Source organism: Chryseobacterium sp. MEBOG07 (assembly GCF_021869745.1).
GTDB classification, from domain to species: Bacteria; Bacteroidota; Bacteroidia; order Flavobacteriales; family Weeksellaceae; genus Chryseobacterium; species Chryseobacterium viscerum.
This window is the reverse complement of the sequence record NZ_CP084579.1, coordinates 300,943-325,011: the sequence shown is the minus strand read 5'-3', so window position 1 is coordinate 325,011 and position 24,069 is coordinate 300,943. Positions and strand designations below refer to the sequence as shown.

24 protein-coding genes and 1 pseudogene are annotated in these 24,069 nt (G+C 36.0%); 6 read left to right on the top strand and 19 right to left on the bottom strand.

What is annotated here, in order from left to right; all coding sequences use genetic code 11:
- Positions 1-6: 6 nt before the first annotated feature.
- The 7 genes from LF886_RS01530 to LF886_RS01500 all read right to left on the bottom strand — a co-directional run bounded on the left by LF886_RS01530 (position 7) and on the right by LF886_RS01500 (position 5,117).
- Positions 7-477, bottom strand: coding sequence for a macro domain-containing protein (locus LF886_RS01530; RefSeq protein ID WP_236852335.1), 471 nt, complete (start codon positions 475-477; stop codon positions 7-9).
- A gap of 67 nt (positions 478-544) precedes the next feature.
- Positions 545-1,615 carry an adenylosuccinate synthetase gene (locus LF886_RS01525; protein WP_236852334.1) on the bottom strand — a complete coding sequence of 357 codons (1,071 nt, stop codon included), beginning with the start codon at positions 1,613-1,615 and terminating at the stop codon, positions 545-547.
- An 81-nt stretch (positions 1,616-1,696) separates the two neighbouring features.
- The gene (locus tag LF886_RS01520) at positions 1,697-2,551 is read right to left on the bottom strand and encodes a hypothetical protein (protein WP_236852333.1); all 855 of its coding nucleotides are present in this window, start codon (positions 2,549-2,551) and stop codon (positions 1,697-1,699) included.
- A gap of 2 nt (positions 2,552-2,553) precedes the next feature.
- Complete coding sequence (locus LF886_RS01515; RefSeq protein ID WP_236852332.1) at positions 2,554-2,889, bottom strand: hypothetical protein; 336 nt, start codon at positions 2,887-2,889, stop codon at positions 2,554-2,556.
- Between the two features lie 78 nt (positions 2,890-2,967).
- On the bottom strand, positions 2,968-3,516 hold the full coding sequence (locus LF886_RS01510) for a 2OG-Fe(II) oxygenase (protein WP_236852331.1): 549 nt from the start codon (positions 3,514-3,516) through the stop codon (positions 2,968-2,970).
- 29 nt (positions 3,517-3,545) lie between these two features.
- Positions 3,546-4,088 carry an NADAR family protein gene (locus LF886_RS01505; RefSeq protein WP_236852330.1) on the bottom strand — a complete coding sequence of 181 codons (543 nt, stop codon included), beginning with the start codon at positions 4,086-4,088 and terminating at the stop codon, positions 3,546-3,548.
- Between the two features lie 333 nt (positions 4,089-4,421).
- Positions 4,422-5,117 (bottom strand): NUDIX hydrolase, encoded by a 696-nt coding sequence (locus LF886_RS01500; protein ID WP_124532986.1) that lies wholly within the window; start codon positions 5,115-5,117, stop codon positions 4,422-4,424.
- Between the two features lie 123 nt (positions 5,118-5,240).
- Here LF886_RS01500 and LF886_RS24065 point away from each other — a divergent pair.
- Positions 5,241-5,884 (top strand): annotated as a pseudogene (locus LF886_RS24065) (DUF1579 domain-containing protein).
- Positions 5,885-5,933: 49 nt separating this feature from the next.
- On the opposite strand, the gene lepA reads toward LF886_RS24065, so the two are convergent.
- From lepA to LF886_RS01465, 5 genes are all read right to left on the bottom strand, one after another.
- Positions 5,934-7,730: a translation elongation factor 4 gene (gene lepA / locus LF886_RS01485; RefSeq protein WP_236852327.1), complete on the bottom strand. Its 1,797-nt coding sequence runs from the start codon at positions 7,728-7,730 to the stop codon at positions 5,934-5,936.
- Positions 7,731-7,857: 127 nt separating this feature from the next.
- Positions 7,858-8,877: a hypothetical protein gene (locus LF886_RS01480; RefSeq protein WP_236852326.1), complete on the bottom strand. Its 1,020-nt coding sequence runs from the start codon at positions 8,875-8,877 to the stop codon at positions 7,858-7,860.
- A gap of 100 nt (positions 8,878-8,977) precedes the next feature.
- Positions 8,978-9,487: a hypothetical protein gene (locus LF886_RS01475; RefSeq protein WP_103233407.1), complete on the bottom strand. Its 510-nt coding sequence runs from the start codon at positions 9,485-9,487 to the stop codon at positions 8,978-8,980.
- A 6-nt stretch (positions 9,488-9,493) separates the two neighbouring features.
- Complete coding sequence (locus LF886_RS01470) at positions 9,494-10,036, bottom strand: hypothetical protein (RefSeq protein ID WP_236852325.1); 543 nt, start codon at positions 10,034-10,036, stop codon at positions 9,494-9,496.
- Between the two features lie 17 nt (positions 10,037-10,053).
- Entirely contained in the window at positions 10,054-10,605 is a 552-nt protein-coding gene (locus tag LF886_RS01465) for an RNA polymerase sigma factor (RefSeq protein WP_103233409.1), read from the bottom strand.
- 182 nt (positions 10,606-10,787) lie between these two features.
- Here LF886_RS01465 and LF886_RS01460 point away from each other — a divergent pair, with 182 nt between their 5' ends.
- The 4 genes from LF886_RS01460 (at position 10,788) to LF886_RS01445 (ending at position 15,343) form a co-directional block, all read left to right on the top strand.
- Positions 10,788-11,537, top strand: a complete 750-nt coding sequence (locus LF886_RS01460; RefSeq protein ID WP_236852324.1) for a Rossmann-like and DUF2520 domain-containing protein — start codon at positions 10,788-10,790, stop codon at positions 11,535-11,537.
- Positions 11,527-12,045: a KdsC family phosphatase gene (locus tag LF886_RS01455; protein ID WP_236852323.1), complete on the top strand. Its 519-nt coding sequence runs from the start codon at positions 11,527-11,529 to the stop codon at positions 12,043-12,045. Before LF886_RS01460 ends, LF886_RS01455 begins: the two co-directional genes overlap by 11 nt.
- Before the next feature lie 5 nt (positions 12,046-12,050).
- On the top strand, positions 12,051-12,614 hold the full coding sequence (locus tag LF886_RS01450) for a Maf family protein (protein ID WP_236852322.1): 564 nt from the start codon (positions 12,051-12,053) through the stop codon (positions 12,612-12,614).
- Between the two features lie 149 nt (positions 12,615-12,763).
- Entirely contained in the window at positions 12,764-15,343 is a 2,580-nt protein-coding gene (locus LF886_RS01445; RefSeq protein ID WP_236852321.1) for a tetratricopeptide repeat protein, read from the top strand.
- A gap of 67 nt (positions 15,344-15,410) precedes the next feature.
- Here the strand turns inward: LF886_RS01445 and tsaB are convergent, their stop codons facing one another.
- The 7 genes from tsaB to rpiB all read right to left on the bottom strand — a co-directional run bounded on the left by tsaB (position 15,411) and on the right by rpiB (position 22,125).
- Positions 15,411-16,085, bottom strand: a complete 675-nt coding sequence (tsaB, locus tag LF886_RS01440) for a tRNA (adenosine(37)-N6)-threonylcarbamoyltransferase complex dimerization subunit type 1 TsaB (protein WP_236852320.1) — start codon at positions 16,083-16,085, stop codon at positions 15,411-15,413.
- An 80-nt stretch (positions 16,086-16,165) separates the two neighbouring features.
- On the bottom strand, positions 16,166-16,915 hold the full coding sequence (locus tag LF886_RS01435) for an SDR family NAD(P)-dependent oxidoreductase (RefSeq protein WP_236852319.1): 750 nt from the start codon (positions 16,913-16,915) through the stop codon (positions 16,166-16,168).
- 12 nt (positions 16,916-16,927) lie between these two features.
- Complete coding sequence (locus LF886_RS01430) at positions 16,928-17,299, bottom strand: YraN family protein (RefSeq protein ID WP_236852318.1); 372 nt, start codon at positions 17,297-17,299, stop codon at positions 16,928-16,930.
- Positions 17,300-17,341: 42 nt separating this feature from the next.
- On the bottom strand, positions 17,342-18,271 hold the full coding sequence (locus LF886_RS01425; RefSeq protein ID WP_236852317.1) for an LD-carboxypeptidase: 930 nt from the start codon (positions 18,269-18,271) through the stop codon (positions 17,342-17,344).
- Complete coding sequence (locus LF886_RS01420) at positions 18,268-18,954, bottom strand: LysE family translocator (protein WP_103233417.1); 687 nt, start codon at positions 18,952-18,954, stop codon at positions 18,268-18,270. The genes LF886_RS01425 and LF886_RS01420 overlap by 4 nt, the downstream gene beginning before the upstream one ends.
- 249 nt (positions 18,955-19,203) lie before the next feature.
- Complete coding sequence (rnr, locus tag LF886_RS01415) at positions 19,204-21,312, bottom strand: ribonuclease R (RefSeq protein ID WP_236852316.1); 2,109 nt, start codon at positions 21,310-21,312, stop codon at positions 19,204-19,206.
- A 378-nt stretch (positions 21,313-21,690) separates the two neighbouring features.
- Positions 21,691-22,125, bottom strand: coding sequence for a ribose 5-phosphate isomerase B (gene rpiB, locus LF886_RS01410; RefSeq protein WP_103234702.1), 435 nt, complete (start codon positions 22,123-22,125; stop codon positions 21,691-21,693).
- A gap of 643 nt (positions 22,126-22,768) precedes the next feature.
- Here rpiB and LF886_RS01405 point away from each other — a divergent pair.
- Positions 22,769-23,959, top strand: a complete 1,191-nt coding sequence (locus tag LF886_RS01405) for a phosphoglycerate kinase (RefSeq protein WP_236852315.1) — start codon at positions 22,769-22,771, stop codon at positions 23,957-23,959.
- Positions 23,960-24,069: the final 110 nt, after the last annotated feature.

Here is a 24,069-nt window from a genome sequence, read left to right as displayed (position 1 = left end):
GTTCATTTATTCAAAGTCATACACATATACCTCTACTTCTTTTGTCAGCAATGTTCTTTCAATAATCGGTTCTATTTCTTCCCATTTTCCTCCCGCCAGACCGCATCCGATTCTCGGCATATGCACTGAAGCATTCTGTTGTGAAGCTTCATGACTGAGTTTCAATAAACATTCTTCAACGGCCTCATATCGTATAGGTGGAACACTTGAATGGGTTATAATTTTATGCTGAGCAATCATATTGCAGACCCAAATATCTTCTTCTGTTTGAACAATCTGGATTTCTCCAAGGTTAAAATTTTCTCCGTTTTTAAACCATTCACGGTATTTCAGTTCCGGCTGTTTCCACTTTTTTGAAATGGCAGTTACAAACCCCTTTCCCCAACCTCCTATATCGTTACAGATATGAGCAATTATTTTATTTCCTTCAGCATGAGGACGGGCAGCATCACCCTTTATATATTGTATTCTTTTCATGGTTATTTTTTCTATCATTAAATATAAAATTAATGCTTTTATCCTATGCCTATATCTTCTTTGGAAATTAAAAAATCTGTTTAAAATCTTTTGAATACGGAGAATAGGATCCATAAACGGTATTAAATTCAACATCCAGGTTTTCTATTTTAAATTGTTCGTCAATCTGATCCAGACAAGTGATGACAAGGTTCTTTTTAACCGGAAATACATAAGCTCCATTCAGCTTTAAGGCATAATTCAGCAGTTTGTAATCTATTTCTCCAAATCTTAATTCCTTTTGATACTCATTAAATGTACAGGTTTCCTCTTCATTATTTCTCAGATTCATTTCTTTTTCATTGCTCATCCAGCCGTTTCCATGGCGCGTTGCATAGCTTCTGGTCACATAATACATTTCTATGTCTTCAATTTTTAAAAGCCGACAGATCTCGTATGCATTTTTTGAAGTGGTATGAGCATAAGTCACATTGGGAAAAACCCCATGATCCATATCGAGTAAAACTCCCTGACTTCCTTCAAAAATAAGGTGATCAAACGAAGCCAGGCAGTTATAATCATTTATATTCCAATCAATGGCTTCAATAGCATCTAAAAAAGGCTGTAAAAGTTTACTGATCTCACTTTCATCTACAAAACCATAGTAATAAGCGATCCCTTTCAGTTTCTCTAACAACATTTCTTTGGGTGCTATGAGGTCTATTGCAAATAGTTTATAGGGACTTTCGTGTCTTTTCATGGTAGCGCCTACTCCTTTTCCGCAGGTTCCATTCTCCAGATTCCGTGCATTTGTTCTGTTTTGCCATACATCAAAAGGAGTTGTAACCTTTGCTAACGGATGAATATGCAGTTCAATGTTACCATTCTTTGCTTTCAATTCTTCTCTTTCGTTGAGCAGAAAAACCGGATGTATGGTACAATGCTCGGTGAAGTAAGAAGGCAGACCGCGAAGTGCTCCGCTCGTAAAACTGGAATGTACATGTTTTCTTTCATCAATCATTACGGTATGTGCCGCCTGCTGACCTCCTGAAAATCTGATCACGACAGCCTTCGGATTCTGAGAAGCGAGAAAATCGGTGGTTATTCCTTTCCCTTCATCTCCAAAACCAAGTCCTATTATTATTTGCGCCTTTTTCATGTTGTTATATTTTTTGAGATCCTTTTCCATTGCCATTTTCATTTGTGTTTTTATAATTGTACTGATGGCAATTTATTAGTTCTAAAGCATTTGAAACTGATCTAACCCTTCTGCTCCTGTTGTTCCAAAGGTTTTATTTTTAAACTTATCACAGATAATCCCTTTGATAACGTTGGGAATTTCCCTGTGATCTTCTATGGATATACAGTTTTGGCCTAATAATTCTCTCCAGCCTCTGTCTGCTCTGAGTGCCTGATCGGAATGCAAAACACTGATATGGTATACTTCATATTTTTTCTTTGCTTCTTCCAGCAGTCCAAAATGAGTATAAGTTTGCTGCCCTTTTCCCATAATTTCTCTGATTGCAGAGGCAGAAAGCGTTTTTAAACATGGTTCATCACCTACGGTAAACAATAATCCTTTTTGTCCTCTTTTTTCAAAGGCGTCCGTTCTGGTATGGAAAGCAGCCAAATACCAGGCTAAAAGATAGCTTTCTCCGGCATTTCCGCCTCCTCCAGACTCAATGTAAGTACGGGTAAGCCACATATCCAGTTCTTCATCTCCTGACTCAAACTGACCCACCTGAAGCGGATAGCCGTCACATTCATGATCTCCGATTCCTAGGAATAACAAGGCTGGATCGGGAACTCCTCCCTGGATAATTCCTCCCATCAGTTTTGGCAACCCTTCTCTGATCAGTTCATGGGGAATATGTCCCATGCTTCCTGTAACATCCAATCCTAAAATAATCGGAACAGAATTGGGATGAATCTCTGAATCTCTGGATTCTCTGAAAGAAATACCATGTGGATTCATGGATTCATGAGCCATTCTTTTGGCGTTTTGGGTGAAAATTTCTCCCGCGGATTTTGTTCCGTAACCTGCTTTGCTTGCTCTGTCATAACGAGCGTCTAAATCGTATCTTGTACTTCCCATGACTATAATATTTTTCCAAATAAATATTCAAATCTCTTTTGAGTTACTTCGAGCTGAATATTCAGATTTCTGATTGTTAATGATAATTCCATGTCTTTCTGAACGAATGCTTCGGGATTGAAATCCGCAAAAGTCAGACTGTTTCTGTCTAAAGGACTGATATCAATAAGCCCTTCCTGTTCGCGCTCGAGTCTTTTGATTTTTAATTCTATATCTTCAACTCTGCGTCTGTAAATCAATTCGGAATCTCCTCCGATGATCCGTGCACGGTCTTCTCTGATCTGATCATTATTTCTTTGTAATGATTCGATAAATCTTGGTTTTAATTCATCTTCCATGACCAAATATTTTTATTTGTGTTAATATTACGCTAATCAAACAAGGCATAGTAATGCGATCTCTTTTTACGAATGATTTTATTCCTTTGAGTACATTACATCTGTTCTCAGCACATACTTTAATCCGCTGATAAGGGTTTTTCCTTCATGCCTTAAAGGATGATAAAAAATAAGTGCTGTTCCTTTCTTTGGAGCTACGGTAAATAAGTTTTCAAATTCTGTTTCACCACCTTCGAAATCATCATTCAGATAGATCATAAAGGTGTAAAAACTTTTCTCTTTCTCATTCCTGATATAACTTCCGTCTCTGTGCATTTTGAACTGCTGTCCGGGAGCATATTTGTAAACCCTGAGCATTTCATTAAAGTTAAGAAGCTGATGTCCATCATGTTCCTGGGGTAGAAATATAGCAACTTTTTTAAAAAGTTCCTCAGCTATTCTTTCGTCAAAGATCATCAGCCGGTCGTTATTTCTGACTCCTTTGTTCATTTGCTGATGCCCAAAAACATTGATTTTTGCTTCTTCAAAAACTTTTTCCTGTGAAAGGCTGATATAATGGTCACATTCTGTTTCGGTCAGAAAATCTTCAATCAGAAATATCTGTGTGTGTAATTCAACTTTTTCCATGATAGTATTTTGTGTCTGGTCTTATGTTTTTACTTTCTTAATTCATCTCTTACTTCCATTAAAGCAAATCCTAAGAGGTTTTCTCCATTCCAGAGTAAAGGATTTTGTGCTCTGGTATCTGTTTCCTGCATACCAATTCCCCAAATCCTATCATAAGGACTTGCCTCCACCAGAATTTTATCTCCTGTTGACAAAAGAAAGTCTTTAAAATATTGATTCTGAGAGAATTTTAAAAGGTTCCCTTGGGTTACCATTTCATATTTATGCTCATCCCAAATTGTAGGATCAAAGTTTTTTACTTTCCTTCCCAGGGCTTTTGCCTGATTAGGAGTAGCCGCCTTTAAGATTTCCTCTTCGATTTCAGCATCATTAAACAGTCTTGCTTTTCCAGCCATCATATAATGTTCAGCCGTTTTATAAACAATCCCATTTTCTTCAAATTTTCCAGGAAACCACTGGCTAAAGCATGATTTGGTAATGATATCTTTTGCTGTGTGTCCCCAGAAAAAAAGAAATTTTATTCTTTCTTTTTTCTGAAAGCGTTCTGTAATATTGTGTAAGGTGTAATTCATGATTGTGTTATTTTTACACAAATTTAAAAGAAAATCAGTCTTTGCACCAAATTTATTTGCGTTAATTTTACACTAATAAATATAATCAACTGATTTACAATGATAAAAATTTATTTTTATGAAACACGAATAACACAAATTCATATCACCAATGACACAAATCTTTAATAGGTTTTGGCTAAAGCCAATAGAATAGGGTATAAAAAAAACGGACTAAAGCCCGTTCCTATTGAATATTTTAAATTTTATATTTTGTAATATAATTTTCACAATACTTCAAAATATTAGTGAAAATTTGTGCAAGACATTTGTGATATTTGTGTTTAGAACAAGCTATTTAATTTCAAAATAAAAGCCCTGTTCTTCCAGCTCTTTATATTTTTCCTTATTAAATGTAAAAAGCTTTCCGGGTCTGCCGCTGCCCTCTTTTTTAACGTTGTTGGTTTCGTTAAGCAGTCCATAGCTCATGATTTTTTTACGGAAGTTTCTCCTGTCAATTTCCTGTCCTACAATGGCTTTATAAAGGTTTTCAAGGTCTGAAAAAGGAAATTCTTCATTGAGAAGATTGAAACCGATGGGTTGGTATTGAATTTTTGTACGAAGTCTTTTTAAGGCAGTCTCAATGATTGTTTTGTGGTCAAAAGCCACTGAAGGGAGTTTGTTTACACTAAACCATTGTGCGTCTTCAGCATCAGAATCAGCAAACAGTTCATGATAAGATGGATTCACAAGGCCCAGATAAGCCACAGAAACCACTCTATTCCTTGGATCACGACCCAGATTGCCAAATGTATAGAGTTGTTCTAAAAAATCGGGTTTTATGCCCGCTTCTTCATAGAGTTCTCTTTTTACGGCATCATCTACACTTTCATCATCAAGAACAAGACCTCCGGGCAGTGCCCAACCTCCTTTAAAAGGTTCAATATTTCTTTTAATCAGAAGGATCTGAAGATCTTTTTTGTCAAAATATCCGAAAATAACTGCATCTACAGCCACTTTTATATCTTGTAATTTTTTTGGAGACTCCATAAATTGATTTGCGTTACGAATACACAAAGTTACGATTTATGCCCGTAGTAAAAAATAATTTCAGATATAATAAAAGTTCATATCTTTAAGTTACAAATCTAACAATCTTAAAACTAAATCATTATGAAAAATTTATTATCAATTCTTTCTATTGCCTTTTTATTAATGGCTTGTGAGAAAGGAAAAACAACTGCTGCCAATGGTTCCGGTAAAAACGACTCTACAGCAGCAAATTCCGAATGGAAACCTGTAGACTCTGCAACGGCTATGAAATCCTGGATGGAGTATGCTACTCCTGGGGAAATGCAAAAAATGCTGGCCAAATCTGACGGAACCTGGACCGGAGAAACTACCATGTGGATGGAAAACGGAGCAAAACCTATGATAAGTAAATCCGAAGCTACTAATAAAATGATGTATGGGGGACGTTATCAGATCACTAATCACAAGGTGACTTTATGGGAATGCCTTTTGAAGGGATGAGCATTGTAGGATATGACAACTCAAAAAAGAAGTTTGTCAATACATGGATTGACAATATGGGAACCGGAATGATGCATAGTGAAGGAGATTGGAATGCTTCCACAAAATCAGTTGAGTTTAAAGGAAAAATGACTGATCCTTCAAGACCTGGAAAGGATTGTGATTTCAGAGAAGTTTTCACCTTTGTGGATGACAATACTCAGAAACTGGAAATGTATGGTCCCGATTCCAAGACTGGAAAGGAGTACAAAACAATGGAGATAAAATATACTCGTAAGAAATAAATTAATAAAAAAACCGCTTCATCTGAAGCGGTTTTTATTTTATAATGAATTAATCATTTAATTTTAATACAGCCATGAACGCTGATTGTGGTACTTCTACTCTACCAATCTGCTTCATTTTCTTCTTACCTTCTTTCTGCTTCTCTAATAGTTTACGCTTTCTGGAGATATCCCCACCGTAACATTTTGCAGTAACGTCTTTTCTCAAGGCTTTAATGGTTTCTCTTGCAATTACCTTCGCTCCTAATGCTGCCTGAACCGCAATATCAAACTGCTGTCTTGGGATCAGCTCACGAAGTTTTTCACACATCCTTTTACCAATGTAATACGCATTAGAATCGTGAATCAATGAAGACAATGCATCTACCATATCACCATTGATCAGGATATCCATTTTTACAAGCTTGGAAGCTCTGAATCCGATTGGATGATAATCGAATGACGCATATCCTTTAGAGATCGACTTCAATCTGTCATAGAAATCGAATACAACCTCAGCAAGAGGCATATTGAAAATTAACTCAACTCTTTCTGATGTCAAGTAACTTTGGTTAACGATCTCTCCTCTCTTCTCAATACATAAAGTCATTACCGCTCCTACAAAGTCGGATTTTGTAATGATAGAAGCCTTAATGAACGGCTCTTCTACTCTATCCATCGTTGAAGGATCCATCATTTCAGACGGATTATTGATCAGGATAGGAACTTCAGGTTCTTTTTTAGTATATCCAAAATAAGAAACGTTAGGTACCGTTGTGATTACGTTCATATTGAACTCTCTGTCAAGACGTTCCTGAACGATTTCCATGTGAAGCATTCCTAAGAATCCACAACGGAAACCAAAACCAAGAGCCGCAGAACTTTCCGGTTCAAAAACCAGAGATGCATCATTCAGTCTTAATTTTTCAAGAGAAAATCTTAATTCTTCAAAATCCTCAGAATCAATAGGGTAAATACCGGCAAATACCATTGGCTTTACTTCCTCAAATCCATCAATCGGACCGTCTGCAGGGTTTTCAAAAGAAGTGATGGTATCACCCACTTTTACCTCACGGGCATCTTTAATCCCCGATACCAGATATCCTACATCTCCACACTGAATCGTTTTCTTTGGAACCTGCTTCAGTTTCAATGTTCCTACTTCATCAGCACCATATTCTTTTCCTGTAGCGAAAAATTTAATTTTTTCGTTTTTAGTAATACTTCCGTTTATTATTTTGAAATAAGCTTCAATCCCTCTGAACGGGTTGTAAACAGAGTCAAATATCAAAGCCTGCAGCGGACCATCAGGATTTCCTACAGGAGCAGGAATTCTTTCTACGATCTGCTCCAAAAGATGGTGAACACCTTCTCCTGTTTTTCCAGAAACTCTCAATACATCTTCATATTCGCATCCGATCAGATTCATGATTTCATCGGTTACTTCTTCAGGATTGGCAGATGGAAGGTCAATTTTATTCAAAATCGGAATGATCGTTAAATCATTTTCCAAGGCCAGATATAGATTACTGATGGTTTGTGCCTGAATACTCTGTGCAGCATCCACGATAAGAAGTGCTCCTTCACAGGCAGCAATAGAACGGGATACTTCATAAGAAAAGTCAACGTGTCCCGGTGTATCAATAAGGTTTAGAATATATTTTTCTCCTTTATACTCATAATCCATCTGGATGGCGTGTGATTTGATTGTAATCCCACGTTCTTTCTCCAAATCCATATCATCCAGCGTCTGAGACTGTAATTCTCTTTGGGTAACGGTATTCGTATACTCCAATAGACGGTCTGCCAAGGTACTTTTACCGTGGTCGATATGAGCGATTATGCAAAAATTTCGTATGTTTTTCATTTAAGAATCTTGTAATTTGCAAAGATAAGAAAATGAAAGAGAATTTTTCATTCTTAATTTTTTCTTTTAACTGAAACACAGGTAACAATAAGAAGAGAAGCCAAATTTCTCCAATTTTTTTTACCTATTATTTCGTTTTACCAAAGTCTTCCGGTAACAAATAATTTCCTGTAAAAGGATCAAGATAAACTTTATTTCCTAACGTATTCTTCTTTTTATTTGATAAACTGACGTCAACAACTGCACCAATAACGCCACCTATCAGACCGCCGGCAGCAACACCAATCGTGACACCACTTACAGACGTTTCAGGAAACAATTCTGCTTTTGTTGCCTCAATAAAAACACCATTTTCATCTTTGAAAATCTCGGTGTAACCAAAAGGGATATTCTTGTATGCTATCCCTTTATACACAAAAGCATAAAAATGTCTTATTCCCATCTTCTCCTCTCCTTTTACTGCCTTTGTAACGATTCCTTTATCATTAGCCTGTAAAGTAAACCCAGGTTCAGGATTGTGAGTAAAAAAGCTGTAATAATCTTTGTAAACCCCTTCTTTTAATTCGTTAGCTGTTAAAATACTAAGTTTTTCTTTTAATAAAGTGGCATAGTTAGGAAGATCATTTTCAGAAACACTAAATTCCCACGGTGTTTTTTTATAAGATTCTTTAAACAGATCAGTAAGAATCAAAGTCGTTTTTCTTGCTAGATTTTGTCCTAAATAAGGTGTTGTACGTGATGAAACTGTTGTTATCGTATCTTTTCTATCAATAAGATGATAGCCATCCTCTTTCTTAATAAACGTACTTGCTCTTAATTCAAGCTTTCCGATAGAGAACTTTTCTTTTTTATCTTCTGAAATATTCAAATTTTCCAGCAAAAAAACCATGTCATTATTCCCCCTTACCGGATTGTATTTATAAAACCAATCTTGTATGTCTTTACTGGCATTATTTTCGAAAATAATTTTCACCTCATCCTTATGATACATGACCACTCCGACTTCCTGATTGGCTCTTTGATCTATCACCGTAAGACTTTTGATAAAATTTTTGCTGTCTTTAATGGATTTTGAAAGATCAATTGTTTCTATTTTCTGACCCAATAATATTATCGAAAATAATAAAAAGAAAAGTGTGTTTTTCATAGGTAAACTTTGTGGTAAAAGTAATTTTTTTTGTTGTAAAAATTAAACGGCTCTCACAGAAATATCCGTAAGAGCCGTCCAACATTAAAAAAATAAACTATTATGGGTTCTGCTTAGGCCCCGAAGCATTATTATTTCCGTGAGGTTTTCTTTCATCCATTTTATCTCTCATCATCTTTTCGGATTGAAACAGCTTCAGAACTTTTTGACAGGGAATAACAAGCTGCATTTTATCAGCGTATTTTTTTCTGTTATCCAAAAGCTTCTGCCCTACTTCAAAGCTTTGCTGCAATTTAGCTTTCGCTTCATCATCCGTCAAAGCTTCAGGGTCAAAACTTGAGTTAAACTGACTTTTTATCTGCTTCTGGCTATCCAGATATTCGTTATATAATTGTGTAAATTCTGCTTTATCACCAGGATCAACATTCAGATTATCCATGATCATATTGTTCCTAAATTTCTTAAGGAGATCTTTCCTCTCTTCCGGAGAAAGATTATTGATGACCTCTTTCCTTTGTTTTGGATCCATCTTTTTCCAATCATAATCTGTCCTTTGGGCATTTAAGCCAAAGCCATAAATAATCAAAAACGTCAATAGTATCTTTTTCATCTTCTTTTAGTTATATATATCCAAATAAACGTCCTGAGTCGAGTTACTTGCTAATTCTGCAATCTCAGAATTAGAAAACGAGTCCAGATAGTCATTTATACGGGTTTCTTCTTTTTTCTTCACAGCTTTCACCGGTTTTGGTGTTTCTGTTGTTTTTTCAGTTTCATTGTCACTTTTGAAAGCGTAATCATTGTTACTTTTTTGATTTTCAACTGTTTGATTATTATTTTCAACAGAAGTTAAATCAGACTTTAAGGTTTCATAAGCGAGTTGGCCATCTGTTTTTGGCTCTTCATTATGAGCAATATATCCTGTTTTAGAATTCAGTTCTTGTTCAACGGAATCATTATTTGAATTGAAAACATAAGTTGCTCCAAAGATCAAAGCTAGTGATGCCGCTGCTGCATACATCCAGTTCAGCTTAAAGACAGGCGCTTTTTTACTTGTCTTTATATCATTCATAACGTTCTCCTGAATATTATCAAACATATTATCAGGAACTGTGTAAATGTTTTTACGCTCTAGTTTTTCTATGTCGAACTCTTTCATCTTTGTTGAATCAAAAATTATTTTTCGTAATTTTCTTTAATATAATCTTCTATTTTTTGTTTGGCATAATGATAATTTGTTTTCAATGTTCCCACAGACATATCTACAATTTTTGATATTTCTTCGTAGGGCAAATCATCATAATACCGCATCATAAATACCAGTTTCTGCTTTTCGGGCAGGCTTTGTATAGCGTTCTGCAGTAATATCTGTATTTCTTCAGCATCTCCTCCCGCATTGTCAGCTACCAGATTCTGCATGTGATACTCCGGGTCCTCATCAGTCTTCTGCATTTTCTTCATTTTGTTGACCTGCTGCAGCGCTTCATTGGTAGCGATTCTGTACAACCAGGTATACAACTGGCTATCATTTTTGAACTGATGAAAATTCTGGTAAGCTTTAATAAAAGTATCCTGCAAAGTATCCTGTGCAAGATCTCCGTCCACAATAATTCTTCTTATGTGCCAGTACAATCTGCTTTGATAGGCATCCATCAAGGCCCGGACCCCTTTATCCTGGGTCCGTGGATTCTGCATCAACGAAATAATCTCCGCGTCCTTAATCTTCATAAGATGCCTTACACTGTTTTGGATTACAAAAGTAACTGAAAGTTAAATTAAAAATTCAATTTTCAATTTAAATATTAAAAATAATATGAGACACTTACGCAAGAAACGTGCCTATATTGAGGTACAGCATTTCTGAAATCATCATCCTTTTCCGGCTCAGCTTAAAATCTTATATTTGTTATATGGAAATTGTAATCATTGGTTCCGGAAATGTTGCCTATCATATGGCAAAAGCTTTCACTTTGAAAAGTATTCCCCTGGCCCAGATTTTTGGCAGGAACGAAAAAGAATTAAGTAAAATTTCTGAAGAATTACACATTCCTTATTCCAAAGATCATCTGGAAGAGGCAGATCTTTATATCATCTGTGTGAGTGATAATTCTGTGGAAGAAGTTTCAAAGGTCATTACCCGAAAAGACTGTCTGGTTGCCCATACATCAGGATCACTTGCAAAAGAAGTCCTGGCTGGTGACTATAGGAAAGCCAGCTTCTACCCTTTACAGACTTTTTCAAAATCCAAAGAACTGGAATATGAAAAAATTCCGTTTTTTGTAGAAGCAGAGAATGAAGAGGATCAGAAAATATTGCTTGCTCTTGCTTCTCAGATTTCAGAAAAGGTAATGAAAAGCAGCCACGAAAAAAGAAAATATATTCATCTGACCGCTGTTTTTGCGTGCAATTTTGTGAATCATCTTTTTTCAAGGGCTAAAGAAATTTCAGATTCACAAGAAATTCCGTTTGATTATTTCTTTCCATTAATTGATGAAACGGTTCAGAAAATCTATGAAATTGAACCAAAAATGGCGCAGACCGGACCTGCAGTAAGAAATGATGTAAGAATTTTACAGCTGCATGAACAGTTATTAAAAGATGAAAGTCTTGAAATTTATAAAACAATGAATCATTCTATTCAGAAAATGTATGAGTTATAAAGAGAAATTAAAAGATATTAAGGCATTTGTATTTGATGTTGACGGCGTTTTCACAGACGGAAGTGTTTATCTTCTTCCGGGTGGAAATATGTGCAGAGTGATGAATGTCCTGGACGGTTATGCCGTAGTAAAAGCATTAAAAAACAATTATTTAATAGGTGTGATTACGGGCGGAAATGATGAAATGGTAAAACACAGAATCAATTATCTTGGTATTCAGGATTACTACCCGAAGTCTCACAATAAAATTGAGGATTTTGAAGATTTTAAGAAAAAATATAATCTTAAAAATGAAGAAATTCTGACCATGGGTGATGATCTTCCGGATATTCATATCATGGAAAATTCAGCTATTGCCGCATGTCCTGAAAATGCAGTTCCTGAGGTAAAAGGAATCTCCGATTATATTTCTCCGAAAAAAGGAGGAACCGGAGCGGTACGTGACGTGATCGAACAGGTGATGAAAATTCAGGGGAACTGGCATGATGATAACACACAATCTGTATAACCGATATGAAATTACTTTTAGCATCACAATCACCAAGAAGAAAAGAACTTCTTTCCAGCCTTGGTTTTGAATTTGAAGTGGTAAAAATAGACTGTGAAGAAATTCTTCCGGAACAGATCAAAATAGAAGACGCTGCTGCTTATCTTTCTGATTTAAAAGCGGCGGCTTTCAGAAACCTGGAGGCAGATGAAGTCCTCTTGACCGCTGATACGGTGGTAGCCATCGACAATCAGATTCTTGGAAAACCTAAAGATGAAGCGGATGCCTTTAAGATGCTTCAGAGCCTTTCAGGAAGAACCCATCAGGTCTACACCGGAATTACCATCAAAACTGCTAATCAATCCTTTACAGAAACAGATGTAGCCGATGTGACCCTGAATGTACTTACCGATGAAGAAATAAAGTATTACATTCAAAACTATAAGCCTTTCGATAAAGCCGGAAGCTATGGTATTCAGGAATGGTTGGGAATGGCGAAGATCACAAGTCTTACAGGAAGTTTCTATACGATTATGGGACTCCCTACTCATCTTGTTTACAAAATATTGAAAGAAACCTCACTGATTTAAAAAAATTATTAAGGTTCCAGAACTCCATTAAAGAAGAAATAAATATTTCCGCAAGAAATATAAATATTATTCATTATAAAATTTTATTATTTTTACAAAATCATCAACCTGCTGATAATAAAAAGCAGATTAGCAAGTTATATTGAATAATGAAAAAGAATATATTATTCCTTTTAGTAATATGCCTTATTGCATCCTGTGCTACCAAAACAAAAAAGCCAGAGCAGCGATCAAAGCTATTGAAAGGTTTTTCCACATATTACAACACTCTTTTTAATGCGAAAGATGCATTAAACAGTGAATTTACGACCAGAGACAAAGGGCACAAAGACAATTTCTATGCGCCTTATATTCCTATTCTTACGTACGAAGAACAGCCTTTAGGAAGTGATCTTGGACAGTCAGAGGCTTTTGCCGAGAATTCTATGAAGATGGCTGAAGTAGCCAACAGACCTTCTGGAAGAGGTGATTCCGGAGCACCCAACAGACCTGGCGGATCTTCTGGAAATGGCCCTGCGAGACCCGATGGCGAACAAGGTAAAGGAGCAACAACGCTTGAAATTGCGGAAGCAAAAGCTTTAAAAGCAATTAATAAATATTCTGTGACCAGAAATGGTGAAGAAAAAAACAAGACGATTTTTGACGCTTATATGATCCTTGTACAATCGAGAATCTATCGAGGTAAATCCCTGGAAGCGCTGGATGCTCTTAATTATGTCTTCACCCACATGAAAGATGATAAAAGGATAGCACTGGCAAGAATTTATCAGGGGCTTGCGTATGATAAAATCAAGGATTATCACAGAGCCCATGAAACTTTTGCAAAACTGAAAGGAGAAGACATTAATAAAAGCTATGCAAAACTGCTAAGCATATACTATTCTGAGTCTCTGCTTGATGCAGGTAAAAAAGAGGAAGCGGCTCAAGAGCTTGACAATGCTTTTGAACTAAATTCCAATAGAAAACTGAAGAGCAGAATTGCTTACCTAAGAGGACAGGTTCTTGAAAACCTGAATCAAAATGATAAAGCAAGAGAAAGTTATACTGCAGCGTACAAATATGCTAATGATTTTGAATTTGAAGTAAAATCTCAGATCGCCATTGCCAAAACTTTTAACGGTAAAGGAGACTATGCAGGAGCAAAAAATTATCTGGAAGGAATCAGTAAAAAAGGAACTTATGTCTCCAGAAAGAATGAATTTTACTATGCTTTAGGTTTGATGGCCAACAAAGCGGGAAAGAAAGATGAAGCTCAGCAATTTTTCAGAAAATCCTTGTTTGAAAAGGTTTCTGACCCTCAGATCCGTGGGTTGGCTTATTATGAAATAGGGAAAAGCTATCTGGAAAAGAACGATTATATCGGAGCTGGAAGCTATTATGATTCTGCCCTGGCTGTAATGACTTATGAACCTTCAAGGATTTTATTAAAAGATCAGTCTGCCTACATTAAAAAGATATCCAGGAACTACTATCTGATCAAAAAGAATGACAGTATTCTTTCCCTGGCAAAAATGGATAACACTCAGAAAACAGACTATTTCACAAAATATATTGAAAAATTAAAGGTTAAAGAAGAAAGAGAAGAACAAGAGAGAAGGCGTGCAGAAAGAAGCAAAGGATTTGATACCGGAGACTATAGTGCCAACTCTATTTTTGCTAAGAGTTCTAATGCTTTTGAGGATTTTGGAGTGACAACCAAAGGATTTTATTTCAGTAATACAGGAACTGTAAGCAAAGGTACATCTTCGTTTAAGCAAGTATGGGGAGACCGTGCTCTTGCTGATAACTGGCGTTTTTCCAAAAAAATGGCTTCTATTGAAGATATGAAGAATGAAGCGCTGGGGGTAACTTCAGCTCCTAATCCAAGACGTTTTGAACCTGCTTTTTATATTGAGCAGATTCCTACGGATCAAGGCAAGCTATCTCAGCTAAAAAAGGACAGAGATACCGCTTCTTTAGGTTTAGGAATCATGTATCAGAACTATTTTACCAATACTCCCCTAGCGACCAAAACGCTGTATGATCTTGTGGATGTAAAGCCGGAAGAAAAAGTAATGCTGCAGGCATTGTATGAGATTTTTGCCATGAATTATGAGAAAAATCCACAGGCGTCCGAAAAAGCAAAACAAATTCTATTAGCGGATTATCCATACACTTCTTATGCTGAATTTGCAAGAAATCCTAAAAACAAGTCCTTCGTAAAATCAACGGAAGAAGTTGAGAATGAGTATAAAAAAGCATACGCCTTATTCGAATCGGAAAAATTTGCAGAAAGTAAGGATATCATCGATCAGACTATTCTGAAATTCCCGAAGGATGCACTTATTCCTAAATTATATCTTTTAAATGCATTCAATGCGGGAAAATCCAGCGGAAAAGAAGTAATGATTCTCCAACTGGAACAGATCGCTCTGAATTATTCTAAGACACCGGAAGGAATAAGGGCTAAAGAAATGCTGAATTACCTGAAAAGTGATCTCAGCTTCCAGGCTACGGACACCAAAGGAAATGCTGTACCTCAACAACCGGGAGGACCTCCTGTACAACCTACTTCCAGTAACCAGGGTACGGGAATCCCACAAATGAATAACGGGAAAGTACAGAAACTGGAGAATATACAAAACCTGAATATGGATACGACTCCACAGGTATCAAATCCAGCCCAGCAAAAACCAAAAAAATCAAACGAAACCAAACCATCGTCAAAGTCACCACCGAGACCTCAATAAAAACAAAAAAGCGAAGATATACTCTTCGCTTTTTTATGTGTTGTCTTTTTTCTGATTATACAGAATTTTAAGAATTCTTTTTCTTTACTCCATGGAAATCTTTGAGATAAAAAGGCTCGAAATAAGCGATATCTTCAAACTCTTTGCTTTCTATCTTTTCCAGGGTCTTCTTGATAAGATATTGGGAAGAAGGATACACATCCTCTTTAAAAACAGCATCAGGAAGATTCAGTATCTCTTTTGCTTTTTTAGCCCCATCCCCTACAAACAGAACTTTTTTATCTTTGAATTCTTCAAAAGAAGTCTCATCTAAAATTTTAGCTTCTGTCTGAGACAATTCCTTTCCTGTATTACCTTCATAAACGGCCGTATACACCTCCATTCTTCTCGCATCAATCAATGGCACTACAAAGTCATAGTTATCCCCTAAAAAAGGTTCTATCATGCTTTCAAGAGAATTGATAGCAATCAGAGGAACTTTGAGTCCGTAACAGAATCCTTTTGCAGATGCTGCTCCAATCCTCAAACCGGTATAAGATCCGGGACCTTTTCCCAAAGAAACGGCTTCAATATCTTTAATTGAAATTCCTGCTCCTTCCAATGCCCATTCTACGTAGGAATGAAGACTTTCAGACTGTTTGTAGTTTTCAGAAACTTCTTCACACAGACATAGCAGCTTTTCGTTATCTGATACTGCTACTGAACAGTTCTTGGAAGATGTTTCCAGATATAGAATTTTCATTTTTTTGTTTTAAGCTAAATGCAAAATTGCGAGAGCAAAATCGCTTTCAATTTTCTGCAAATTTAATCCATTATTTTGGACTATTTTCTATAAATCGTTCTCGGTTCTGCCTGAGCACTTGGATAGATGGTCATATCTGAAACGGTAACGTGTTTCGGGGCATTTACACAGTAAGCAATGGCATCGGCAATATCTTCAGCTTTCAAAGCATCATACCCTGCATAAACCGTTGAAGCTTTCTCATTATCTCCTTTAAATCTTACCAAAGAGAAATCGGTTTCTACAGCTCCAGGCTGAATATTGGTTACTTTGATGCCAAACTCGGTAAGCTCTAGTCTCATTCCTTCCGAAATAACATCTACTGCTTTCTTCGTTGCACAGTACACTACCCCATTCGAATACGTCTGCCTTGCTGCCACAGAGCTGATGTTTATTATATGACCTAAGTTTTTAGTTTTCATGTTTGGGATGATCATTTTAGAAACATAGAGGAGTCCCTTTACATTTCCGTCGATCATAGAATCCCAGTCATCTGTCTTACCAGCCGAAAGAGGGTCTAGCCCATGGGCGTTCCCAGCATTATTAATCAGAACATCAATATCTTTCCAGTTTTCAGGAAGAGAATTAACAGCGGTCTCCACTTCTTCAAGATTTCTTACATCGAACAATAAACTAAATATTTCGGTATATTGAGATAACTCTGATTTCACAGCCTCCAACACTTCACTTCTTCTTCCACAAATAATAATTCTGTTTCCTTGTTTTGCAAGAAGCTCAGCAGTGGCTTTTCCTATACCGGAAGTCGCTCCGGTGATTAATATTGTCTTCATAAAATTGTTTTATTAATTGGCATCAAAGGCCTGAAAAGCATCTTTGATATGGTCAATAATTAAGTTCTTATTTTCATCGGGAAGAACGGAGATAATGTCAAATCTGACTTCATTATCTTTATTAAATTCTTCCATATAATGATTGGCAGCAGAAACAATTGATTTTATTTTTGTTTTGGTTACCGCTTCATGGGGCAGCATAAAAGTATCTGTAGATCTCGCCTTCACCTCAATAATGATAATTAGATCATTTTTTTCAGCGATAATATCAATCTCAGCTTTCTGAAACCTAAAATTTCTGATAAGAATTTTATAGCCGTTTTTCTGAAGATAATTGGCAGCCAGATCTTCTGCTATTTTTCCAAAATCATTATGATCAGCCATATTGTATGTTTAAGAGTTTGGAGATAGGAGAGTGGTGCTCTTTTAAAATTCGATCTTTACCTTAGCTCCAATTTTCATTTTAACATTTCCTCCGATTAGAAGTGGTCTGTTGTCTTTAATATGTCCATTTGGAAAAGCAAATACCACAGGAAATTTATACTTTGAAATTCTCTCAGAGATCAGTTTATAGGCAAATTCATCAAAGCTTTCTTCATAGTTTTTATTTTCTTTTTCATCTCCCATATTGGTCATCCCCCCAACGATAAGTCCTTTGATCTTATTGAAGACTCCTGCCAGCTCGAGACTCATGATCATACGGTCCAGTGCATAGTAGTTTTCTCCGATATCTTCAATAAATAGGATTTTATCTTTAAAGTCGAAAGAATATTTAGTTCCCAGAAGGGCATAGATAAGGGCTAAATTCCCTCCAACCAATTCTCCTTCAATATTGCCTTCTTTATTCAATTGATGAGATTCAAGGGTGTATTTTGGCGTTTTCCCTTTTAGAATATCAAAGATCAGGTCATAGCTTTCGTCGGTAACTCCAAAACTTGATGTTTTGATGGTCTGCCCGTGGATCGAAACAAAACCTTTTTTCAACAGATAACTTTGTATCACTGTATTATCGGAATAGCCAATGTACCATTTTGGATTCTCTATAAAGTTTTTCAACTTCAGATGCTGAATCAGATGCTGGCATCCATAGCCTCCTCTGGAAGCCCAAACCGCTTTAATTTCATGGTCATTTAAGGCCCAGTTGATGTCTTTTATTCTTTCCTTTTCTGTTCCGGCATAATTATATCCGTTTGAAAATTTGGTGTAAAGATGTTCCCCGATAATGGGTTCAAAACCTCTACTTTTAATCATTTCTATTCCCTTTTCCAGTTGAGTGGCATCTACCGCTCCTGCAGGGGAAATAACAGCTATTTTGTCGCCTTTTTTAAGGAACTTTTGAAAGATCATTTTTTTCATTTTGTTTTTTGATATTTTACTTCTTTCTTTTCTGCTTCTTCAAGTTGTCTTTCAAACTGATTGAACTTTTTGAAACTCTGCAGGAAGATAAAGAAACTGAAGACAATAAGAATACAGCCAACAACTCTTCTGATCCGGTTGGCCAGTTTCTGTGTAAGCTTATCGTGAAATTGTTTAGCAAGAAATATTTTGGCAAGATCTATAGAAAGGTATGTTGCCAATACTATGCCTATGTATAAAATAAAACTGCTGGTGTCCGGGTATTGATTCCTTACGGAAATTACCGTTACCAGCCAGAAAAGGATAACTCCAACATTTAAAAGATTAAAGAAAAAACCATTGAAAAATGTTTTAATATAATTTTGGCCAATAATCTTTTCTTCACCCGGCATATGCATTTTGGTCTTGGTCACCAGCATCACAATCCCATAAATAAAAATAAGAATAGAAGTTATTCTATAGAACCCGGGATGTTTATCTATTAAGGAAACAATATCTGTACTGGCATAATACGCCGCTACAATGCATAATAAATCTGCAGTAATAACGCCAAGATCCAGTGATAAGGCATGTTTTGGGCCTCTGGAAAAGCTGGTTTCAATTAACAGGAAAAATATAGGTCCTATAAAAACCAGGCTCAGCATAAATCCTAATATGACGGCAGATAGTACAAGTTCTAGCATTAAGTGGTATTTTAAAATGAATAAAAATTCATTCCGTTTTATACAAAGTTATACTTTATGATTTAATTATTCAATAAAGCTGTGATATATCAACTGGATTTTAATAAGAGTTTAAGGTAAAGATTTATATGAAAAGATGATAGAATAGGGCATTCAAAAGTTTTTTCAGCCTAAAAAACAAAAGGCTGATTGTTCAGTAACAAATCAGCCTTTTTATAATTTTATCTACAGTCTGTTAAAGACCTATTTTTATTCTACAATCTTGAAATCAAGCTGCTTTTGAATCAAATTCGCTTTCACTACTTTGATCTGAACCTGATCTCCCAACTGATATTTATTTCCATGTCTTGATCCATAAACAGCGTGAGTTTTGGCATCATACATATAAGAGTCATCTACCAGGTCTCTTAATTTGATCAGACCTTCAGCACCGTTTTCTGGAATTTCTACCCAGAATCCGAATTCAGCAACCCCTGAAATTACTCCCGTGAAAGTTTCTCCAAGATGTTTTTCCATGAATTTCACCTGCATATACTTGATGGAATCTCTTTCCGCATCAGCTGCTAATCTTTCCATTGAACTGCAATGTTTAGCTTTTTCCTCCAGCTCAGGTTTGGCCGGAGATTTTCCTCCATCCAGATAATGCTGAAGAAGACGGTGGGCAATCAAATCCGGGTAACGACGGATAGGAGAGGTGAAGTGGCTGTAGTATTCAAAACCTAAACCATAGTGGCCAATTGGTTCTGTAGAATACACCGCTTTACTCATACTTCTCATCGCTAGTGTTTCGATCATATTTTCTTCTCCTTTCCCTTTCACATCATGAAGAAGTTTGTTTAAAGATTCTGCAACCTTCTTGGTATTGGCAAGATCCATTTTATATCCGAAAGTAGCTACAAAGTCTCTTAATGACTCTAGTTTTGCCGGATCCGGATCGTCGTGAACCCTATAAATAAATGTATTGTTTGTGATCTCTTTCTTTTTGGTCAGGGATACAAACTCAGATACTTTTTTATTGGCCAGAAGCATAAATTCCTCGATCAGGTGATTGGAATCCTTGCTTATTTTAAAATAAACTCCGATCGGTTGATTATTTTCATCCAGATTAAATCTTACTTCACTTCTGTCAAAAGTAATAGCACCTCTTCTGATACGCTCATTACGCATGATCTTCGCAAGTCTGTCAAGAACATTGATTTCTTCAGCAAGATCTCCCTGTCCGCTTTCTATACGCTCCTGAGCTTCCTCATAGGTAAATCTTCTGTCTGAATGAGTAACTGTTCTTCCAAACCACTCTTTCTGAATTTCTGCATTGTCATTTAATTCAAAAACAGCTGAAAAAGTATATTTATCTTCGTGTGGACGAAGGGAACAAACATCATTACTCAAAACTTCCGGAAGCATTGGTACCACTCTGTCTACAAGATATACCGAAGTAGCTCTCTTATACGCTTCATCATCAAGGATAGTCCCCGGAACTACATAATGGGACACATCTGCAATATGAACACCGATTTCCCAGTTTCCATTTTCCAGTTTTCTCATTGATAAAGCGTCATCAAAGTCCTTAGCATCTTTAGGGTCAATGGTAAACGTACAGATGTTACGCATATCCCATCGTTTTGCAGCTTCTTCGTCAGTAATACTTCTGTCAATTTTATCTGCATCTGCTTCCACTTCCTGTGGAAACTCATAAGGCAAACCATATTCTGCAAGGATAGAGTGGATCTCCGTTTCATGTTCTCCCGGAGCACCCAACACCTGAATGATTTCACCTTCTGGATTTTTATCTCCCGGTCTCCATTCGGTCATTTTTACAATTACCTTATCTCCATCTTCAGCATTGTTGAACTTTGCTTTTGAAATAAAGATATCCGTGTTGATTGATTTTTTATCACAAACAACAAAGCCGAAATCCTTATGAGCCACCTTCTGAAATATTCCTACAAATTCAGTTCTGGTTCTTTCCAAAACTTCCAGAACAGAACCTTCCAGTTTCTTTCCTTTATAATGATAAGTTATAATAAGAACCTTATCTCCCTGCAAAGCATCCTTCACATTTTTGGCATGTACAAAGACATCATCTTCCAATCCTTCCACTTTTACGTACGCATTTCCGCTTTGGTTGAAGTCAATAATTCCAGTTAGGGTTCCTGCTATTTTCAGGTTCACGATATACTTCCCTTTTTCTACTTCTTTGATCTTTTCAGATCCCTGAAGTTTGTGCAGTGCCTGGATTACAAGTTCTCTTTGTCTCGGATTTTTGTAATCTATACCGTCAGAGATCTGCTTATAATTATAAATTTTAGATGCATTTGCATTCATAAAACGGAGAATCAATCTTCCGATCTCCATCATTTTTAAATCATTTTTATGACTTATATATTTTCCTTTTTTGGCATTTTAATTTTCTTTTTAAATGTTTTGGTCTTAGTTAAAATAAAACCTTTTTCTAATCTTCCTTCTTTATTCCTTATAAAGATTATTCAATTTCATCATTAGATTCTTTGTGTAAATCATCAGAACTTATCTTTCAGTTTACTTACAACGGGAGCTTTAGTTTTGTATAAATTTAATACAATTCTTGAGAAGAAAAGAGAAAAACCTTCTATTAAATATATTTCAAATATAAGAAAGGCTTTGGAGAATAATAGAGTGTAATTTCTATTGGACATTGCAAATGTACGAATAAAAAATAAATAAGGCTTGTAATACGATTTACAAGCCTTAGTATATTTAGCAAACAGCAATTTTATCAACTCTGTTCTGGTGTCTTCCACCTTCGAAGTCTGTTGAAAGAAATTTATCTACAATTTCAAGAGCCAGTTCCTTTGATATAAATCTTGCCGGCATTGAAATCATGTTGGCATCATTATGCAGTCTTGCCAGTGTTGCAATCTCCGGCATCCAGCAAAGTGCGCATCTTATTTTCTGGTGTTTGTTCGCAGTGATCTGAACCCCATTTCCGCTTCCGCAGATCAAAATTCCGAGCTCATTTTCTCCGTTTTCCACAGAGGTTGCAGCAGGGTGTACAAAGTCCGGATAATCCACACTGTTTGTGGAAAACGTTCCAAAATCCTGTACTTCAAAACGTTCTGAAAGGTAGTTCTTAACAATCTCCTTATATTCATAGCCTGCATGGTCCGCTGCAATCGCAATTTTTCTTTTCATAATACTCTTATTAAGCTTTATTAGATTCTATTTCCTTACAAAGGTAAGAATAATAACAATTCGTGTTAGTAAACCGTGAGTTAATTGTGAAAAGGTATGTTAATAACTGTGGAAAACTTTTATCAACTTTCTATTTTTAAAGATCAATTTATTTCGTAATAGAAAATCTTTCAGCAAATTTTCACCACAACTTTCCAGATGTTTTCTTCAGCTATCCCCAGATTTCTCCATAATAAAATAACTAATAATTGATTCTTTTCAAAGTTACCAACATTTGTTAATAAGTATGTGAAATAGCGGGTTTACAAGGATTTATATTGTGAGTTAAATATGAATTCAATACAAGTTGAGTGTTACCAACTTTTAAGCTAAAACTTATCCCCTAAACTAACAACATACAACAACAACTACATTATTCTTTTTCTATAAAGAGATAAATTTGTTGATTAGTGGGTGATTGGGTTTGGGGAAAGTTTTTGAAAACTTTTATTTTAATGAAAGTGTTGAAAAAGTTTAAAACCTTACATTTGTGAAACAGAAATTCAATAAGATTTATGAAATTATCGTTGCGAGATTTTCCGGAATGAATCCCGGGCTTTGACCACGGCGGTTTCATGAAACTTAGAAAAAAATAAATCTACTTATGAAAACAATCAATGATTTTAATTTTAAAGACAAGAAGGCTCTGGTAAGAGTGGATTTCAATGTTCCTCAGGACGATCAGCTAAAGGTGACAGACAACACAAGAATTGTTGCTGTAAAACCAACAGTGGAGAAGATCCTTAATGATGGTGGTTCTGTCATTTTAATTACCCACCTTGGGAGACCTAAAGGGGAGGTTAAAGATGAATTTTCTCTTAAACATATTCTTGGCGAAGTTTCTAATGTTCTAGGACAGGAAGTAAAGTTCGTGGATGAATGTATTGGGGAAAAAGCAGAGCAAGCTGCTGCTGAACTAAAACCAGGGGAAATCTTATTATTAGAAAATGTGCGTTTTCATGATGAAGAAGAAAAAGGAGATGCTGCTTTTGCTGAGAAGCTTTCTAAGTTAGGGGATGCTTATGTAAATGATGCATTCGGTACTGCACACAGAGCTCATGCTTCTACAGCAGTGATTGCTCAGTATTTCGAGTCAACTAAATATTTCGGTTTGCTGATGGCTAATGAGCTTCAGGCAATCGATAAAGTATTAAAGAGTGGAGAAAGACCTGTTACAGCTATTCTGGGAGGTTCTAAAGTTTCAACTAAAATCACCATTATAGAAAATATCCTTCCTGCAGTAGATAATCTGATCATTGGAGGGGGTATGGCATTCACTTTTATTAAGGCTTTGGGAGGAAAAATTGGAAATTCTTTAGTAGAAGAGGATAAGCTTCCTTTAGCTCTTGAGATTTTAGGAAAAGCAAAAGAACATAAAGTAAAAGTATATCTTCCATCTGATGCAATCATTGCAGAAAGCTTTAGTAATGAGGTAGAAAGAAAAGAGGTTGATATCTATGCAATCCCTGAAGGGTGGATGGGACTTGATGCTGGTCATAAATCTAGAGATCAGTTCAATGATGTATTGTTAAATTCAAGAACTATTCTTTGGAATGGCCCAATTGGAGTTTTTGAAATGTCAAATTTTGCTGGCGGAACGATTGCTCTTGGTGAAAGTATTGCCGAAGCTACAAGATTAGGAGCTTTCTCTTTAGTTGGAGGAGGAGACAGTGTAGCTTTTGTTAAGCAATTTGGATATGCTGATCAGGTAAGTTATGTTTCTACCGGAGGTGGAGCAATGCTTGAAAGTCTTGAAGGACTTGAGTTGCCTGGGGTAGCAGCAATCAACAATTAAGAGAAAATAAAATAAATATTTTAAAGTCTGCTAATTATATTAGCAGACTTTTTTTATTTCTAAAACAGGAAGAAAATCCTTTATTGATCGTAGTTTTCTAATGATTACAG

What these genes read in the sequence shown, in the direction of transcription:
- LF886_RS01530 (WP_236852335.1), bottom strand. Translation starts at nt 477, where the DNA reads ATGAAAAGAATACAATATATAAAGGGTGATGCTGCCCGTCCTCATGCT.
- LF886_RS01525 (WP_236852334.1), bottom strand. Translation starts at nt 1,615, where the DNA reads ATGAAAAAGGCGCAAATAATAATAGGACTTGGTTTTGGAGATGAAGGG.
- LF886_RS01520 (WP_236852333.1), bottom strand. Translation starts at nt 2,551, where the DNA reads ATGGGAAGTACAAGATACGATTTAGACGCTCGTTATGACAGAGCAAGC.
- LF886_RS01515 (WP_236852332.1), bottom strand. Translation starts at nt 2,889, where the DNA reads ATGGAAGATGAATTAAAACCAAGATTTATCGAATCATTACAAAGAAAT.
- LF886_RS01510 (WP_236852331.1), bottom strand. Translation starts at nt 3,516, where the DNA reads ATGGAAAAAGTTGAATTACACACACAGATATTTCTGATTGAAGATTTT.
- LF886_RS01505 (WP_236852330.1), bottom strand. Translation starts at nt 4,088, where the DNA reads ATGAATTACACCTTACACAATATTACAGAACGCTTTCAGAAAAAAGAA.
- LF886_RS01500 (WP_124532986.1), bottom strand. Translation starts at nt 5,117, where the DNA reads ATGGAGTCTCCAAAAAAATTACAAGATATAAAAGTGGCTGTAGATGCA.
- lepA (WP_236852327.1), bottom strand. Translation starts at nt 7,730, where the DNA reads ATGAAAAACATACGAAATTTTTGCATAATCGCTCATATCGACCACGGT.
- LF886_RS01480 (WP_236852326.1), bottom strand. Translation starts at nt 8,877, where the DNA reads ATGAAAAACACACTTTTCTTTTTATTATTTTCGATAATATTATTGGGT.
- LF886_RS01475 (WP_103233407.1), bottom strand. Translation starts at nt 9,487, where the DNA reads ATGAAAAAGATACTATTGACGTTTTTGATTATTTATGGCTTTGGCTTA.
- LF886_RS01470 (WP_236852325.1), bottom strand. Translation starts at nt 10,036, where the DNA reads ATGAAAGAGTTCGACATAGAAAAACTAGAGCGTAAAAACATTTACACA.
- LF886_RS01465 (WP_103233409.1), bottom strand. Translation starts at nt 10,605, where the DNA reads ATGAAGATTAAGGACGCGGAGATTATTTCGTTGATGCAGAATCCACGG.
- LF886_RS01460 (WP_236852324.1), top strand. Translation starts at nt 10,788, where the DNA reads ATGGAAATTGTAATCATTGGTTCCGGAAATGTTGCCTATCATATGGCA.
- LF886_RS01455 (WP_236852323.1), top strand. Translation starts at nt 11,527, where the DNA reads ATGAGTTATAAAGAGAAATTAAAAGATATTAAGGCATTTGTATTTGAT.
- LF886_RS01450 (WP_236852322.1), top strand. Translation starts at nt 12,051, where the DNA reads ATGAAATTACTTTTAGCATCACAATCACCAAGAAGAAAAGAACTTCTT.
- LF886_RS01445 (WP_236852321.1), top strand. Translation starts at nt 12,764, where the DNA reads ATGAAAAAGAATATATTATTCCTTTTAGTAATATGCCTTATTGCATCC.
- tsaB (WP_236852320.1), bottom strand. Translation starts at nt 16,085, where the DNA reads ATGAAAATTCTATATCTGGAAACATCTTCCAAGAACTGTTCAGTAGCA.
- LF886_RS01435 (WP_236852319.1), bottom strand. Translation starts at nt 16,915, where the DNA reads ATGAAGACAATATTAATCACCGGAGCGACTTCCGGTATAGGAAAAGCC.
- LF886_RS01430 (WP_236852318.1), bottom strand. Translation starts at nt 17,299, where the DNA reads ATGGCTGATCATAATGATTTTGGAAAAATAGCAGAAGATCTGGCTGCC.
- LF886_RS01425 (WP_236852317.1), bottom strand. Translation starts at nt 18,271, where the DNA reads ATGAAAAAAATGATCTTTCAAAAGTTCCTTAAAAAAGGCGACAAAATA.
- LF886_RS01420 (WP_103233417.1), bottom strand. Translation starts at nt 18,954, where the DNA reads ATGCTAGAACTTGTACTATCTGCCGTCATATTAGGATTTATGCTGAGC.
- rnr (WP_236852316.1), bottom strand. Translation starts at nt 21,312, where the DNA reads ATGATGGAGATCGGAAGATTGATTCTCCGTTTTATGAATGCAAATGCA.
- rpiB (WP_103234702.1), bottom strand. Translation starts at nt 22,125, where the DNA reads ATGAAAAGAAAAATTGCGATTGCAGCGGACCATGCAGGCTATGAATAT.
- LF886_RS01405 (WP_236852315.1), top strand. Translation starts at nt 22,769, where the DNA reads ATGAAAACAATCAATGATTTTAATTTTAAAGACAAGAAGGCTCTGGTA.